General features: G+C 73.0%; 17 protein-coding genes. 8 read left to right on the plus strand and 9 right to left on the minus strand.

Annotated elements, in window-relative coordinates; translation table 11 throughout:
• Positions 1-88 precede the first annotated feature (88 nt).
• The 3 genes from ACFY32_RS13610 to ACFY32_RS13620 all read left to right on the plus strand — a co-directional run bounded on the left by ACFY32_RS13610 (position 89) and on the right by ACFY32_RS13620 (position 3,005).
• Positions 89-1,675: an ABC transporter substrate-binding protein gene (locus ACFY32_RS13610; protein ID WP_390674278.1), complete on the plus strand. Its 1,587-nt coding sequence runs from the start codon at positions 89-91 to the stop codon at positions 1,673-1,675.
• 71 nt (positions 1,676-1,746) lie between these two features.
• Entirely contained in the window at positions 1,747-2,430 is a 684-nt protein-coding gene (ung, locus tag ACFY32_RS13615; protein ID WP_390674279.1) for a uracil-DNA glycosylase, read from the plus strand.
• 95 nt (positions 2,431-2,525) lie between these two features.
• Positions 2,526-3,005, plus strand: coding sequence for a hypothetical protein (locus ACFY32_RS13620; protein ID WP_359197716.1), 480 nt, complete (start codon positions 2,526-2,528; stop codon positions 3,003-3,005).
• Positions 3,006-3,019: 14 nt separating this feature from the next.
• Here the strand turns inward: ACFY32_RS13620 and ACFY32_RS13625 are convergent, their stop codons facing one another.
• A complete protein-coding gene (locus ACFY32_RS13625; protein WP_390674280.1) occupies positions 3,020-3,520 on the minus strand; it encodes a hypothetical protein in 501 nt (166 codons plus the stop codon).
• Between the two features lie 199 nt (positions 3,521-3,719).
• Between ACFY32_RS13625 and ACFY32_RS13630 the strand changes: the two genes are divergently transcribed.
• Entirely contained in the window at positions 3,720-4,625 is a 906-nt protein-coding gene (locus tag ACFY32_RS13630) for a Gfo/Idh/MocA family protein (RefSeq protein WP_390674281.1), read from the plus strand.
• Here ACFY32_RS13630 and lnt read toward each other — a convergent pair.
• Positions 4,549-6,114 (minus strand): apolipoprotein N-acyltransferase, encoded by a 1,566-nt coding sequence (gene lnt / locus ACFY32_RS13635; RefSeq protein WP_390674282.1) that lies wholly within the window; start codon positions 6,112-6,114, stop codon positions 4,549-4,551. The two genes, ACFY32_RS13630 and lnt, sit on opposite strands and share 77 nt — an antisense overlap.
• A gap of 149 nt (positions 6,115-6,263) precedes the next feature.
• Between lnt and ACFY32_RS13640 the strand changes: the two genes are divergently transcribed.
• Positions 6,264-7,004 carry an SDR family oxidoreductase gene (locus tag ACFY32_RS13640; RefSeq protein ID WP_359197706.1) on the plus strand — a complete coding sequence of 247 codons (741 nt, stop codon included), beginning with the start codon at positions 6,264-6,266 and terminating at the stop codon, positions 7,002-7,004.
• A gap of 17 nt (positions 7,005-7,021) precedes the next feature.
• Here the strand turns inward: ACFY32_RS13640 and ACFY32_RS13645 are convergent, their stop codons facing one another.
• Positions 7,022-7,201, minus strand: coding sequence for a hypothetical protein (locus tag ACFY32_RS13645; protein WP_359197703.1), 180 nt, complete (start codon positions 7,199-7,201; stop codon positions 7,022-7,024).
• 128 nt (positions 7,202-7,329) lie between these two features.
• The gene (locus ACFY32_RS13650) at positions 7,330-7,821 is read right to left on the minus strand and encodes a winged helix-turn-helix transcriptional regulator (RefSeq protein ID WP_390674283.1); all 492 of its coding nucleotides are present in this window, start codon (positions 7,819-7,821) and stop codon (positions 7,330-7,332) included.
• A 93-nt stretch (positions 7,822-7,914) separates the two neighbouring features.
• On the opposite strand from ACFY32_RS13650, the gene ACFY32_RS13655 reads away from it, so the two are divergent.
• A complete protein-coding gene (locus ACFY32_RS13655) occupies positions 7,915-8,412 on the plus strand; it encodes a hypothetical protein (RefSeq protein WP_359197697.1) in 498 nt (165 codons plus the stop codon).
• A 56-nt stretch (positions 8,413-8,468) separates the two neighbouring features.
• On the opposite strand, the gene ACFY32_RS13660 is transcribed toward ACFY32_RS13655, so the two are convergent.
• Together ACFY32_RS13660 and ACFY32_RS13665 are read right to left on the minus strand one after the other, a co-directional pair.
• The gene (locus tag ACFY32_RS13660; RefSeq protein WP_390674284.1) at positions 8,469-9,323 is read right to left on the minus strand and encodes a helix-turn-helix domain-containing protein; all 855 of its coding nucleotides are present in this window, start codon (positions 9,321-9,323) and stop codon (positions 8,469-8,471) included.
• Positions 9,324-9,347: 24 nt separating this feature from the next.
• A complete protein-coding gene (locus tag ACFY32_RS13665; protein WP_359197693.1) occupies positions 9,348-9,878 on the minus strand; it encodes a DUF6879 family protein in 531 nt (176 codons plus the stop codon).
• Positions 9,879-10,391: 513 nt separating this feature from the next.
• On the opposite strand from ACFY32_RS13665, the gene ACFY32_RS13670 reads away from it, so the two are divergent.
• The gene (locus tag ACFY32_RS13670; protein ID WP_359197687.1) at positions 10,392-10,568 is read left to right on the plus strand and encodes a hypothetical protein; all 177 of its coding nucleotides are present in this window, start codon (positions 10,392-10,394) and stop codon (positions 10,566-10,568) included.
• Positions 10,569-10,628: 60 nt separating this feature from the next.
• Here ACFY32_RS13670 and ACFY32_RS13675 read toward each other — a convergent pair whose 3' ends face one another.
• Both ACFY32_RS13675 and ACFY32_RS13680 read right to left on the minus strand, forming a co-directional pair.
• The gene (locus ACFY32_RS13675) at positions 10,629-11,504 is read right to left on the minus strand and encodes an undecaprenyl-diphosphate phosphatase (RefSeq protein WP_359197684.1); all 876 of its coding nucleotides are present in this window, start codon (positions 11,502-11,504) and stop codon (positions 10,629-10,631) included.
• Positions 11,505-11,646: 142 nt separating this feature from the next.
• A complete protein-coding gene (locus ACFY32_RS13680) occupies positions 11,647-12,120 on the minus strand; it encodes a winged helix-turn-helix transcriptional regulator (RefSeq protein WP_390674285.1) in 474 nt (157 codons plus the stop codon).
• A gap of 154 nt (positions 12,121-12,274) precedes the next feature.
• Between ACFY32_RS13680 and ACFY32_RS13685 the strand changes: the two genes are divergently transcribed.
• Positions 12,275-13,444, plus strand: a complete 1,170-nt coding sequence (locus ACFY32_RS13685; RefSeq protein WP_359197679.1) for a thiolase family protein — start codon at positions 12,275-12,277, stop codon at positions 13,442-13,444.
• A gap of 7 nt (positions 13,445-13,451) precedes the next feature.
• Here the strand turns inward: ACFY32_RS13685 and ACFY32_RS13690 are convergent, their stop codons facing one another.
• Positions 13,452-14,204 carry a TVP38/TMEM64 family protein gene (locus ACFY32_RS13690; protein ID WP_359197676.1) on the minus strand — a complete coding sequence of 251 codons (753 nt, stop codon included), beginning with the start codon at positions 14,202-14,204 and terminating at the stop codon, positions 13,452-13,454.
• Between the last annotated feature and the right edge of the window lie 101 nt (positions 14,205-14,305).

The following is a 14,305-nucleotide window of genomic DNA, read 5'->3' on the forward strand; positions in this document are numbered from 1 at the left end:
CAAAACCCCTGATCAGAGGGGGTTCAGCAGGTGTGGCGCTGCGGTATGGTCTGCCGACCTTTGGTACGGCAGATCGAGGAGCGTGCGCGTGTTCAACCGGAACCGATGCCTGCGGCGGGTAGCGGCCATCGCGTCCATGTCGTCCCTGGTGGCCGGGTGCGGCATCCTCTCGCCCGACGACTCCGAGGACCGGGCACCGATCGCCGTCGGCACGACCAGCGCGCCGAGCACCCTCGACCCCGCCGCCTCCTGGGACAGCTCCTGGGAACTGTTCCGCAACGTCTACCAGACCCTGCTGAGCTACCCGAACGCCGCGACCGCGCCCCGGCCGGACGCCGCCAAGGAGTGCGCCTTCACCGACGACTCCAACCAGGTCTACCGCTGCGAACTGCGCAAGGGGCTCACCTTCTCCAACGGGGACGCGCTGGACGCCCGAGCCGTCAAGCACTCGATCGACCGGATCAAGAAGATCGACGCCGAAGGCGGCCCCGCCGGTCTCCTCGGCAGCCTGGACCGGGTGCGCGCGCCCAGCGAGCGCGAGGTGGTCTTCCACCTCGACAAGCCCGACGCCACCTTCCCGTTCGTCCTCGCCACCCCCGCGATGTCGATCGTCGCCCCCTCCGCCTACCCGGCCGACGCGCTGCGCGAAGGCACCTCGGTCGTCGGCTCCGGCCCGTACACCCTGCGCTCCTACACCGAGGGCACGCGGGCCGAACTGGTGCGCAACGACCGCTACCGGGGCTACGCCGAGCCCCGCAACGAGGCCGTCACCATCGAGTACTTCGACACCTCCGACGCCATGGTCAAGGCGCTGCGGGCCGGGCGGGTCCAGGTCACCTACCGCGGTCTGGCCGCCGACGACATCATCACCCTGGAGGGCGGCACCGGGAAGGACGAGGACCTCCACCTCATCGAGGGCAGCGGCACCGACATCAGCTACCTCGTCTTCAACCCCGAGGACCCCTGGGCGGGCCGCAAGCCCGTCCGGCAGGCCGTCGCCCAGGTGATCGACCGGGCCGCCATCGCCCACACCGTCTACCAGGACACCGTCGACCCGCTGTACTCGATGGTCCCCAACGGCCTGACCGGGCACACCACCGGCTTCTTCGACGAGTACGGCGACCCCAGCGCCGCCGAGGCCCGCCGGATACTCACCGGCGCCGGCATCACCGAGCCGGTGCCGCTTACCCTCTGGTACACCACCGACCGCTACGGCTCCGGAACCGCCCGCGAGTTCCAGGAGATCGAGCGCCAGTTGGAGAAGTCCGGCCTGTTCACCGTCACCCTGCGCAGCCGCCCCTGGAAGACGTACGTCACCGGCTACCAGAAGGGCGAGTACCCGGTGTTCGGCCGCGGCTGGTCCCCCGACTTCCCGGACGCGGACAACTTCATCGCCCCCTTCGTCGGCGAGCAGAACGCCCTGGGCACGCCCTACCGGGCGCCCCGGATCACCGGCGACCTGCTGCCCCGCTCCCGGCGCGAGACCGACCGGGCGGGCGTGGTCGAGGAGTTCGAGGAGGCGCAGGAGATCCTCGTCTCGGACGCCCGGCTGCTGCCGCTGTGGCAGGGCCGGCAGTACGTGGCCACCAGCGAGGACATCTCCGGCGCCGAGCGGTCCCTCGACCCGTCGACGATCATGATGATGTGGGAGCTGCACCGCAAGACGAGCTGGTAGCCGGTGCGTTGTCAGTGGCCGCCGGTAGGTTGGGTGGTCTGTAGCGACCGCACACCCGTGAGGAAACCGACGTGACCGACATCGCCATGCTGCCCGAGTCCTGGCGCGAGGTGCTGGGCGGCGAACTCCAGCAGCCCTACTTCAAGGAGCTGACGGACTTCGTCGAGGAAGAGCGGGCGAAGGGCCCTGTCTACCCTCCCCGCGAGGAGGTCTTCGCCGCCCTGGACGCCACGCCGTACGACCGGGTCAAGGTGCTGGTCCTCGGGCAGGACCCGTACCACGGCGAGGGCCAGGGCCACGGCCTGTGCTTCTCGGTCCGCCCCGGCGTGAGGGTCCCGCCGTCCCTGCGGAACATCTACAAGGAGATGCACGAGGAGCTGGGCACGCCGATCCCGGACAACGGCTACCTGATGCCCTGGGCCCGGCAGGGCGTCCTGCTGCTCAACGCGGTGCTCACGGTCCGGGCCGGCGAGGCCAACTCGCACAAGGGCCGCGGCTGGGAGCTGTTCACCGACGCGGTGATCCGCGCGGTGGTGCGGCGCCCCGACCCGGCGGTGTTCGTGCTGTGGGGGAACTACGCGCAGAAGAAGCTCCCGCTGATCGACGAGACCCGGCACGCGGTGGTCAAGGGCGCGCACCCCTCGCCGCTGTCGGCGAAGCGGTTCTTCGGCTCCCGCCCGTTCACCCAGATCAACGAGGCGATCGCCCGCCAGGGCCACGAGCCGATCGACTGGACCATCCCTGACCTGGGCTGATCCGACTCTCCCGGTTCGGGCCGCGTCTGCGGCCCGAACCGGAAGACAGGGCCTAACGTCGTCGGCAACAGTCGACGAGCGGTGCGGAGGACGCGGTGGCCAGGGGACAGGAGCGGGCGGCGCCGGACGCCGTGCCGACGCGGATCGGACAGGTCGTCATGCTGCACCACGCGGGCGACCGCGAGGAGGCCCGGCAGCGCTACCTCGGCCTGTGGACCGAGATCGGCGAGCACGGCGACCCCCTGCACCGCTGCACCCTGGCCCACTACCTGGCCGACACCCAGGACGACCCGGCGGACGAACTGGCCTGGGACCTGCGGGCCCTGTCGGCCGCGGAGGAACTGCGGCAGGACCCCTCGCCCGGCCACGCGGGCACCCTCGCCGCCCGCGCCCTCTACCCCTCCCTGCACCTGAACCTGGCCGCCGACTACGACCGGCTCGGCCACCGCGAGGCGGCCCGCCTCCATCTGCGGCGGGCCCGGCGGGCGGCCGACGCCCTCGGCGACGACGACCACACCGCGGGCGTCCGCGCCGCCATCGGCCGCCTGGAGCGCCGGCTCGACGGCCCGCGCTGACCGCGGGGGCCGGCTCAGCGGCCGTACGTCCGCTCGCAGACGGTCGCCTCCGGACTGCCGGACCGCCAGCCCCCGTACCTGCGGCCCAGGCCGCACAGGTCCCCGCCGCCGAGGACGATCCCGGGGACGGACGCGGTGACCTCGGGGAGCGTGCCGTCCGGCCGGTGCGGCGGCCCGGCGTCCGGTTCGCGCGGCGCGGGCCGCACCGGCGCCGGCCGGGTCTGCGGGCGGCCGGCCGGCCGCTCCCGAGGGGCCGGGGCGGTCGGCGGGGGCGTGCGGCGCGGCTCCCCGGCGGCGCGGTCCGGCCGCCGCGCGTCACCGATCAGCTCCAGTGCCTCCCGGGCCGGGGCCTGCACCACCCGGGGCCGGGCCGGGCCGTCGGGCCGGGGCACGGACGGCCCGGCGCCGGTCGCGGCCGGGGCCGGCGCGGGCGGACGCTGGACCGTGGTGCAGCCCCCCAGGGCCGAGACAGCCACGGTCACCAACAGCGCTGCGGTGGTCGTCGTTCGATGCACGCGCGCAACTCTGCTGTCCCCGGGGCCCCGCGCGGCGACGGACGAGCGGAGGTTGCTCCGCACGGGTGATTCCCGTCCCCGTACGGAGGGACCGGCGGCGCCCCGGCTGACGCCGGCGGCCCGGGACCGGCGGCGGCCCCGGCCCGGCGGTCACCGTATGCTGCCGCAGACACCCAGGTCGAAGGCTAGGAGAACCCCCGTGAAGGTCGGCTGCATCGGACTCGGCGACATCGCGCAGAAGGCCTACCTCCCGGTCCTCGCCCTCCAGCCCGGCATCGAACTGCACCTGCACACCCGTACCCCCGCGACCCTCACCCGGGTCGCCGACACCCTCCGTGTCCCGGCGGGCCGGCGCCACGCCGACCTGGACTCCCTGCTCGCCCAGGACCTGGACGCCGCCTTCGTGCACGCCCCGACCGCCGTCCACCCGGAGATCGTGACCCGTCTGCTGCGGGCGGGCGTCCCCACCTACGTCGACAAGCCGCTCGCCTACGCACTCGCCGACTCCGAGCGCCTGGTGCGCCTCGCCGAGGAACGGCGCGTGAGCCTCGCCGTCGGCTTCAACCGCCGCCACGCCCCCGGCTACGCGCAGTGCGCCGAGCACCCCCGCGAGCTGATCCTGATGCAGAAGAACCGCACAGGGCTGCCCGAAGAGCCCCGCACGATGATCCTCGACGACTTCATCCACGTCGTCGACACCCTCCGCTTCCTGGTGCCCGGCCCGGTCGACGACGTCACCGTGCGCGCCCGCGTCCAGGACGGGCTGCTGCACCACGTCGTCCTGCAGTTGGCCGGGGACGGCTTCACCGCGCTCGGCGTCATGAACCGGCTCAGCGGCTCGGCCGAGGAGATCCTGGAGGTCTCCGGGCAGGACACCAAGCGGCAGGTGGTCAACCTCGCCGAGGTCGTCGACCACAAGGGCCAGCCGACCGTCAGGCGGCGCGGCGACTGGGTGCCGGTGGCCCGGCAGCGCGGCATCGAGCAGGCGGTCCTCGCCTTCCTCGACGCGGTCCGCGCGGGCACGGTGCTCAGCGCCCGGGACGCGCTGGAGACCCATGAGCTGTGCGAGCGGGTGGTACGCGCCGTTCAGGAGCGTTCCGCCTGAACCGCAGCGTCCGTACGCCCTCGGCGGCGGCCCACACCACCAGCACCAGCAGCGCCGCGTACACCGCCCAGTCGCCGAACCGGACGTACGGCGTGGTGCCGCGTGCGAGCGGCACGTCGTACACCCGGGCCGCGCTCGCGTCGGTGCCCAGCCCGGGTCCGATCCGGGTGCCGTCCGCGGCGTAGCCGGCCGAGATCCCGGTCAGCGTGGCGTGGATCATGGGGCGGCCGGTCTCGGCGGCCCGCAGCGCGGCCAGCGAGGCGTGCTGCGCGGGCGCCCAGCTCCCCTGGAACGTCGAGGTCGCGGACTGGCCGACCAGGACGTCGGCGCCGTCCTGGGCGAGATGGCGGGTCAGGTCGGGGAACGCGGTCTCGAAGCACACCATCGGGCCGATCCGGAGCCCGTCCCCGACCCTCATCACCACCTGCTCCGAGCCGCGCCGCCGGTCCTCGCCCGCCGCCTTGCCGACCGAGGTGGCCCAGCCGAGCAGCGAGCGGGCCGGGACGTACTCGCCGAAGGGGACGAGCCGCATCTTGTCGTAGCGGTCGCCGGTCGGACCCTGCGGGCCGACGAGCACCGAACTCTTGTAGATGCCGGGCCGGTCCGAGCGCCGCGCGTCCACGTTGACCAGCAGGTCCGTGCCGGTCTCCCGGGACAGCGCGGCCAGCCGCCGGGCCAGGCCGGGCCGCTCGGCCAGGTCGAAGCCGACGCTGCTCTCGCCCCAGACGACCAGGTCGACGCCGCGCCCGGCGAGCCGGCGGGTGAGCTGTTCCTCGCGGTCGAAGCGGCGGTCCGGGCCCGCGATCACGCCGGGCTGCACGACGGCGACCGCCACCGTGCCGCCGGTGTCCGGGCGCGGCGCCCACACCCAGGCCGCCGAGGTGACGGCGGCGACGGCGGCCAGCCCGGCCACGGCGGGCGTCCGGGCCCGGCGGACGGCGACCAGGACGGCGACGGCGGCGTTGACGGCGACGACCAGGAAGCTGATCAGCCACACCCCGCCGACCGAGGCCAGGGTCAGCGCGGGCGCGACCTGCCACTGGCTCGCGCCGAGCATCCCCCACGGGCCGCCGAGCCCCTGCCAGGACCGGACCAGCTCGATCGACAGCCACCCGGAGGGCACCACCACCAGGCCCGCCGCCACCCGGCGCGGCGGGGCCGCCGGGCCCAGCATCCGCAGCACCAGACGGCCCCACGGCGCCCACAGCGCGCCCAGCAGCGCGGCGATGACGAAGGTGAAGACGTGCAGGCTGGGCAGCAGCCAGTGGTGCATGGCGAGCATGAATCCGAAGCCGCCGCACCAGCCGTCGTACACGGCCCGCCGGCCGGTCGGCGCGGTCCGCAGCAGCAGCAGCCAGGGCACCAGGGCCACACCGGCGCACCACCACAGCGCCGGGGCCGGGAAGGCGAGCACCGGCAGGGCGCCGGCGAGCGCGGCGGCGAGGGAACGGCGCCAGCGGGAGGCGAGCCAGTGGCCGAGCGTCTTCATGGCGCCTCCCTACCCCGTGGGACCCCGCGTGTGCGCCATGGTGATGATCGGATCAGCCGGACGGGAGCGGGGCGTGGGGGTATGCGGCGGCGGCACCCCCGCTTAGGATGATCGATGATCGATCAAAGCGGCTCGTTCTGGAGGTACGCATGGCACGTCCCATCACGGTGGTCACCGGCGGCAGCCGGGGGATCGGCGCGGCGACCTGTCTGAGGCTGGCGGCGGACGGGCACGACGTGGCCGTGGGGTACGTCCGGGACGCGACGGCCGCGGAGTCGGTCGCGGCGGGGGTCCGCGAGGCCGGCGGCCGGGCCGTCGCCGTGCGGGTGGACACCTCGGTGGAGGAGGACGTCGAGCGCCTCTTCGACCTCGCCGAGGAACGGCTCGGCCCGGTGACGGGTCTGGTCAACAACGCGGCGGTGACCGGCCCCCTCGGCCGCCTCGCCGACACCGGCACCGCCGACCTGCGCCGGGTCCTGGACGTCAACCTGCTCGGCACGCTGCTGTGCGCGCGCCGGGCCGCCCGGCTCATGGCCGCCCGGGGGAGCGGCGCGATCGTCAACGTCTCCTCGGGCGCGGCGACCCTCGGCAGCCCCGGGGAGTACGTGCACTACGCGGCGAGCAAGGCCGGCGTGGACGCGCTGACGGTGGGCCTGTCCAAGGAGCTGGGTCCGGACGGCGTCCGGGTCAACGCGGTCGCCCCCGGCCTGGTGGAGACCGACATGCACGCCGCGATGGGCGACCCGGACCGGCCCCGGCGGATGATCCCGGGCATTCCGCTGCGCCGCTCCGCGCAGCCGGAGGAGATCGCCGCCGCGATCGCCTGGCTGCTGTCGCCGGACGCCTCGTACACCACGGGCACGGTGCTGCGGGTGGCGGGCGGTCGCTGAACCGGCCCCCCGTCCCGTCAGGCCGCCTCGACGACCTCGCCGCGGATCGCGGCGGCCCACTCCACCACCAGCAGCTCGTACTCCGCGCGCTGCTGGGCGGAGAGGGAGCCGCCGGCGCGCCGCCACAGGGCACGAATCCGCTCGTTCAGCTCGGCGGCCGAGCGCACGGAACCAGGGACCGGGAATTCTGGGGACATGCGGACCAGCCTAGAGCCGGGCACTGACAGTGCGCTACCGGACGGCTACGGAGCCGCGTCGGCGCGCCGCTTCATCCGCGTCCGGCCGGTGGGTCGCCATGCGGGCTGCCGAACACGGTGGTCGGATCTCAGGCGCTCTCCACGAAGCGGGCACCCGGACCGGGCGTGCGGCAGATGTCTTCCGGGGCGAGGTGGCTGTGCCCCGCGGCGCACTCGAGGACGACCCTGACCGGCTCGTCGCAGGAGCCCGCGTCGTCGACGGCCCGGTGCCGCACGATGACCGACGGGCCCTGCGGGTCGGCGAGGTAGGTGTCGCCCCATTCCAGGAGTGCCACCAGCGTGGGCCGCAACGCCCGGCCCTGCTCGGTGAGTTCGTAGGCGAAGCGCTGCCGGTCCCCGGGCTCCTGGTAGGGCACGCGGTGCATCACTCCGGCGGTCACCAGGGTCTCCAGCCGAGTCGCCAGGAGATTCCTGGCGATGCCCAGGCGGGAGTGGAACTCTCCGAACCGGCGCGCGCCGTCGAACGCCTCACGGACGATCAGCAGCGACCAGCGTTCCCCCACCACCGAGAGGGCGCGCGCCACCGAGCAGTTCACCGGGTCGATTCGCCGCGTCTCCATGGGACCAGTATACGGATCTGGGTTTACAAGCTGTACTTAGCCTTCGTAGGCTCCGACCTGAGTTGAATAAGTGAACTCACCAGGAGGCCGACCATGCCCATGCTCGACGTGTACATTCCCGAAGGCGCGCTCCAGCCGGACGCCGAGGCGGCGCTGCTGAACCGCATCACCGAGATCCTCGTCCGCAACGAGGGATTCGACCCCGCCGACCCGGTGACCCGTTCGGTGTCCTGGCTCTGGCTGCACCGGCCGGCCGGCGTCTACGTCGGCGGCGAACCAGCGGACGCGCCTCGCTACAAGGTCGTCCCGTCCGTCCCCGAGGGCCAGCTCGACGAGCGGAAGCGCGCGAGCGTCATCGCCGAGGTGACCGAGGCCGTCCTCGACGCGGAGAACGGCGCCTGGCCGCGTGACGCCGGCCGGATCTGGGTGTTCCCCACCGAGATCCCCGAGGGCCACTGGGGCGGCCGGGGCCGGATCAGGCCGCTCGCGACGATCCTCGCCCGGCTCACCGGCGGCGACACCGAGCGGGCCCGTACGCTCGCGCGTGAGCGGATCACCGCCAGCCGAGCCGAACACGCCCGCCTGCCCTGACGAGCGGCGGACGACGTGCGTGGCACGAGGGCCGGGCCCCTTCGTCGTGCCCGGAATCAGTGCAGGGCCTCGATCGCCCGCAGGACGAGGGCCCGCGCGGCGGCGCCGTACACGGCCATGCCGCGCAACTGCTCGAACGCCTTGAAGTACAGCGTGATCTCGGAGGGCTGGGTGATCCGCACCCGCGCCGACACGAGTTCGACCGAGATCAGGCGGTCGTCGTAGACGTGGAAGGTCTCGCGCGGCCACTGCACCCGCTCCGCCACGTCCATGGGGATGACACCGAGGGAGACCTGCGGAAGGGCACCGGCGGTCAGGAGATAGCCGAGCTGAGCCGCCATGGCCTCGGCGTCGCAGACCTGGTGCCGTAGCACTGCCTCTTCGATCACGAGCACGAACGTGTGTCCGGACCGGTGGATGATCGCAGAGCGGTCGACACGTGCGCGTGCGGCTTCGGCGCTGTCGTCGACAGGGAGTTCCTGGAAGGCAGCGCTGATCCCGAGGACCCCGGCCGCGTAGCCTTCCGTCTGGAGGAATCCCGGCACCAGCGTCGAGGAGTAGATGCGGAAGACCCTGGTGTCCTCGAACAGCCGTGGGTCGCTGCCCTGCAGAGCTTTGAGCCCAGCCCGGACTTGCGTGCGCCACTCCGTGTACATGGACTCGGCGTGCAGCGCCTGGGCGATGAGGTCCTCGATCTGATCCTCAGCACCGGTGGCGCGGCACCACAGGCGTATGTCGGTGGCGTTGGGCGCTGTGCGCGCGTTCTCGATGCGGCTCGTCTTGGCATGGTGCCAGCCGCACCGGCCGGCCAGCTCGCTGACCGTCAGCCCCGCGCTCTTGCGCAGGTTGCGCAGCCGCTGGGCGACGACTTCTCGCGCGGCTTGCGCGGACGAGGACGGGGAGGTGGGCATGAGCTGGCCTGCCGGATCGGAGTGTCAGGTGATCGTGTACCGGTTGTGCGGGATGGCCCGTTCCCAGACCGCTTCGAACGCGTCGGCGCACAGCTCGGCCGCCGCCGGGTCGTCGGTGACCTCGCCGCCTGCGGACCGGCCGTCGCCGGTGAAGTGGTTCCACCGGACGACATGGTCGTCGAACAGCCAGAAGTCGTTGCCGGGTAGCGGGATCGTGGACGCCTGCCGCCGGGGCAGCCAGCGCACCAGTTCGCCCGCGGCGACGTTGGTGAAGGTGCCGTCGTGCAGGAAGCGGGTGTACTCGCTGACGGGTTCGGACACGATACGGGCTCGGCGGATCACGACCCCGCGGCGCACGGTCTCCTGGACCAGATCCAGCCACGGCCTCCACCAGGACGCGCGGTCGTCCGGATCATGCCGGAACCCCTTGCGCCACTCGGCGAACGGGCCGCTCTCGTAGTCGACGGCGTAGGTGTCGCGCATTTCCAGGTGGAGGGCACTGCGGGTGGTGCCGGCCAACAGGTCAGCGAACGACTGCGGCACGTTCGACGGCATCGCACGCCTCCCTGATCATGTGCACCATGCTCGCCGGGATACGGATCACGGCCTCGTTCTCGGGGATGCCGACCGCTCCCCCGTGTTGGGGTCGATCCCGATGAACCGTAGCGACACGACAGCCTCCGTCAGCCGGATGTGCAGGACCGTGCGCCACGGTCGCCTGGGCGGGAGCTGCGGTCAAGGGTGTCTACTCGGCCATCGTGCGAGCGTCTAGGCGTGCGTGCACAGAACTGCACATCAGCGGCAGTGCCGCACATCACAGCCCTAGCGTCATGGGTCCACGGAAAGCCCCGGTGACCGCGCGAACGGCCCCGGGTATGGCCGACTGAACGGAGTCGACGTGCGCGAGCGTGAAACACCCGCACCCCACCCCGAAGCCCCCCGGCGCGCCACCTGCGCGCGCCATGAGGCGTCCGCCGCGCGGGCCGCGGAAGAGCGCGACTGCTCCCGCGCGAGCGACGAGCGCGTGCTCCTGGCCCGGCACCGGCGCAGCGGGCACGGTGGCAGCCGGTGAGCGCGGAGCCGGTGCGGCTGATGACGATGCGCGTGATCCGCATCCGTGACGGCCGCGTGATCGAGCAGCGGCCGAAGGTCGAGATCACGTCCGACGCCGAGCTGGACCCCTACGGGATCACGTACGCGTGGCCGCCGTGCCGGTGCCCGCGTCACCGGGAGACCGCCGAATAGCTCCCGCCGGACGCGATCGACCGCCAGGTCGCCGGCGGCGAACGCCTCCACGCTCGCGGGTCAGTGCGCGGGCTCGCCCGCGTCCGGTGACAGTACGCCCATGGTGACCAGCACGATGATCACGATGCCGAGGATCACGCGGTAGTAGACGAAGGGCATGAAGCTCTTGGTCGAGATGAACTTCATGAACCATGCGATGACCGCGTATCCGACGCCGAAGGCGATGATCGTGGCGAAGATCGTCGGGCCCCAGGAGACGTGGTCGCTGCCGACCGCGTCCTTCAGTTCGAACAGGCCCGAGGCGAGCACGGCGGGGACGGCGAGCAGGAACGAGTAGCGGGCCGCGGCCTCGCGCCGGTAGCCCATGAACAGGCCGCCGCTGATGGTCGCGCCGGAGCGGGAGACGCCGGGGATCAGGGCCGCCGCCTGGCAGATGCCGTAGATCAGGCCGTCCCGGATGCCGATGTCCTTCAGGTCCTTGCGCTGCTTGGCCGCGCGGTGCCGGCCGCCGCTCTCGTCGCGTGCCGCCAGCCGGTCGGCGATGCCGATGACCACGCCGACCACCACCAGCATCGTCGCGGTGATCCGCAGGTCGCGGAAGGGGCCCTCGATCTGGTCCTTCAGCGTCACGCCGAGCACGCCGATCGGGATCGAGCCGACGATGACCAGCCAGCCCATGCGCGCGTCGGGGTCCTTGCGCATCTCCCGGTCCGTCAGTGACCGGGTCCACGCCGAGATGATCCGCCCGATGTCCTTGCGGAAGTAGATCAGCACGGCGGCCTCGGTGCCGATCTGGGTGATCGCCGTGAAGGCCGCTCCCGGGTCGTGCCAGCCGGAGAACGCCGCGGTCAGCCGCAGGTGCGCGCTGGAGGAGACGGGGAGGAACTCGGTCAGCCCCTGGACGAGTCCGAGGATGAGGGATTCAAACCAAGACATGAAGTTACGGAGTCCAAGTGCCGATCGCGGAACGGTCGATGGTCGATGGACACACCGAACCGACGCGTACGGTGATCAGGATCGGGCGTGTCGAGGGGCAGCGTAGCGCCCCCGGGTGACGGACCGGGCACAGGGTGGCCGGTCACCCGGCCACCGGTCCGGAGAGGGTCCAGCCGGGGGTCTGCGGGTGGGAGGTCAGGTCCTCGTGGCGGACCGCCCGGCCGCACGTCCCGCAGGTGACCTCGGGGACCAGTTCGTGGCCGCAGACGTGCTCGATCACCATCGGGCGGTCGTCGTCGCCGCGCAGATGGCGGTCGCCCCACGCCATCAGCGTGATCAGGACGGGCTCCAGCTCCAGTCCGGCCGGGGTCGGCCGGTACTCGAAGCGCCGGGGCCGCTCGCTGTAGGGCCGCCGGTCCAGCAGCCCGGCGTCGACCAGCCGCCGCAGCCGGGTGGCGAGGACGTCGCGCGGGGCGCCGGTGTTCCGGACGAGCTGGTCGAAGCGGCCGTTGCCGAGGCAGACCTCGCGCAGGACCAGCAGGGAGTACTTCTCGCCGACGAGCGCCAGGGCGTCGGCGATGGAACAGGGGCGGGCGTTCTTGGGGGCGGCGGGCATGACGCCAGTCTAGGGGAGGGTCCGGATTTCGAACTTGGCTGGACTCGGAGGGTTCGTTTTTCCAACTGACCAGGCTAGGGTGAGTTCGGATTTCCTACCCACTGGTAGCCGCTCGTCGGCCGCCGCCCGGCAGCCCGCATCGGAGGCCCGCACCATGCCCGACGCCGTCATCGTCGAAGCCGTCCGCACCCCCATCGGCCGGGGCAAGCCCCAGGGCGCCCTCGCCCATGTCCACCCCGTGGAACTCCTCGCCCACACCCTGCGCGCCCTCGTCGAACGCTCCGGAGTCGACCCGGCGCTCGTCGACGACGTCATCGGCGGCACCGTCGACCAGGTCGGCGAGCAGGCCGCCAACACCACCCGGTACGCCGCCCTGTCCGCGGGCTTCCCCGAGTCGGTCCCGGCGACCACCGTCGACCGCCAGTGCGGCTCCTCCCAGCAGGCCGTGCACTTCGCCGCCCAGGGCGTGCTGGCCGGCGCCTACGACCTGGTCGTCGCCTGCGGGGTCGAGTCGATGAGCCGGGTGCCGATGGGCTCCAACGTGCCGCCCGGCACCGACCCCTTCGGCCCCGGCATCGCCGCCCGCTACCCGGAAGGGCTCGTCCCGCAGGGCATCGCCGCCGAGCTGATCGCCGCCAAGTGGTCCATCGGCCGGGAGCGGATGGACGAGTTCGCCGCCGCCTCGCACCACCGGGCCGCCGCGGCCTGGCAGCAGGGCCGCTTCGACGCCGAGACCGCGCCCCTGGACGGCGTCTCCCGCGACGAGGGCGTACGGCCCGGCACCAGCACCGAGATCCTGGCCGGGCTGCGCCCCGCCTACCACGACCCGGCCTTCGCCGAACGGTTCCCGCAGATCGAGTGGAACATCACCGCCGGCAACGCCAGCCAGGTCAACGACGGCGCCTCCGCCGTGCTGATCGCCTCGGCCGAGACCGCGGCCCGCCTCGGCCTGCGCCCGCTGGCCCGGCTGCACAGCTTCGCCGTCACCGGCTCCGACCCGCTGCTGATGCTCACGGGCGTCGTCCCGGCCACCGAGAAGGTGCTGCGCCGGGCCTCGCTCACCCTCGACGACATCGACCTGTTCGAGGTCAACGAGGCGTTCGCCAGCGTGGTCCTGGCCTGGCAGCAGGAGACCGGCGCCGACCTCGCGAAGGTCAACGTGCACGGCGGGGCGATCGCCCTCGGCCACCCGCTCGGCGCCAGCGGCACCCGGCTGACGACCACCCTGGTGCACGCCATGCGCGAACGCGGCGCCCGCTACGCCCTGCAGACCATGTGCGAGGCGGGCGGCCTCGCCAACGCGATGATCCTCGAATCCGTCTGACCGGCGGTCAGCGGGCGCCCAGATGGTGCCGCTTGCGCCAGGCCACCACCGCGCCCACCAGACCGGGTACGGCGATACAGGCCAGCGCGATCAGGAAGGCCGGCGACGTCGGCGTGGACGCGCGGGCGCCGGCGACGACGTACGCGGCGGTGTTCGGGACCGACCCGAGCGCCGTCGCCAGCAGGAACGGCAGCAGGCCCATGCGGGAGACGGCGGCGCAGTAGTTCGCCGCGGCGAACGGCACGCCGGGGAACAGCCGCGCCGCCAGCATCGACCGGAAGCCGTGCCGGCTGAGCTGCCCGTCGGCGGCCTTCAGCCACTTCCCGCGCAGCAGCGGGCGCAGCGCCTCCTGGCCCAGCACCCGGCCCAGGCAGAAGGCGATCCCGGCGCCGAGCACCGTGCCCGCCAGCGCCGAGCCCAGACCGAGCTGGGAGCCGAACAGCGCCCCCGCCGCCAGGTTCAGCAGCGGTCGCGGCACGAACGCGACGGTGCACAGCCCGTACGCGAGGGCGTACGCCAGGGCCGCCGCGGCCCCGCCGAGCTGCGCCGGCAGCCCGTCGACCAGCAGTTTCTGCGGCTGGAACAGCAGGACCGCCGAGGCGGCCGAGGCGAGGAGCAGGACGAGCAGGGACAGCCGGGACCACGGCGACAGGACGATCCGCGCCGCGCGGGCGGGGATCGCGGCCGGCGCGGCGGTGCCTGCGGCGGCCCGGGGAGAGGCCGCGGCGGTGCCCCCAGAGCGGGTGGTGGCATCGAGCATTCGGAGACACTAACCGACGGACATGTGTGTTCGCCGTATGGTGCGTCTCATGTGCGTCACAGGAATGGGGACTTCGGGTGCCGCGCGGCACCCCGCCCGGC

The organism is Streptomyces sp. NPDC000134 (assembly GCF_042899225.1).
Lineage (GTDB): Bacteria > Actinomycetota > Actinomycetes > Streptomycetales > Streptomycetaceae > Streptomyces.